Annotated in this window: 1 protein-coding gene; it reads left to right on the top strand. The window is 32.2% G+C overall.

The annotated features are described in order from the left end of the window. Positions 1 to 594 (top strand): hypothetical protein (locus tag IRZ80_RS20800; RefSeq protein ID WP_228520980.1); only part of this gene is annotated, 594 nt, incomplete at its 5' end. Positions 595 to 724: the final 130 nt, after the last annotated feature.

Raw genomic sequence — 724 nt, 5'->3', positions numbered from 1 at the left:
GGCGGTAATGCCAAAAGAAGTCGTAAAACGAAATATATGAAGAAGTATTTATTCTTATTTTTAATAATTGCAAGCTGTAATAAAACAAATCCGAAAAAAGAAAACTTAGCAGTTGTAAAAGAAAATTCTACTGCAAAAAGGGAATTAAAAAAATTTTATGATTGTGACAAAATTGACCATTACTATCTAGATATCTCGGAAGAAAAAGTAATGAAACTTGCAAAGATTAAGAATAGAAATAAAGACCAAAATAACTTAATTGGTTTATTAGTTAGTCATTACCCTGATTCTATTTCAGAACCGAATTTTGAAGCTAACTTACTTAAATATAAATTTATAAAGACTGAACTGAACAAAATAAAGAAGACGGAAGTAGAAAATATATTTAGTGAAAAAGATTCTGTACAAACAGAATTCTCATCCTGTTTACCATATTATCGCGACATATTCATTTTTAAAAAGAAAGATTCAATTGTTGGAATTGCTAAAGTTTGTTTTGGTTGCGGAGTTTCCATATTTAGAGGAAGCAAAGTAAATACTGATGGTTTTGGATTATATAGTGAGTTGAATAAATTGAAAAAAAATATACGTTAAAAGTAAGTGCACTACCGCCAATCGAGTAGACGGCTCCGCCCCAAACGGAACGGAGTGCGCCTCTCACACCACCGAGCGTACGGGTCACGTACTCGGCGGTTCGCAAATCATCATCCAAAAGCTCTTTACA

It is taken from the genome of Flavobacterium sp. HJJ (assembly GCF_015351475.1).
Classification (GTDB): domain Bacteria; phylum Bacteroidota; class Bacteroidia; order Flavobacteriales; family Flavobacteriaceae; genus Flavobacterium; species Flavobacterium marginilacus.
The sequence above is the reverse complement of the archived record's forward strand: the minus strand, read 5'-3'. Positions and strand labels throughout refer to the sequence as shown.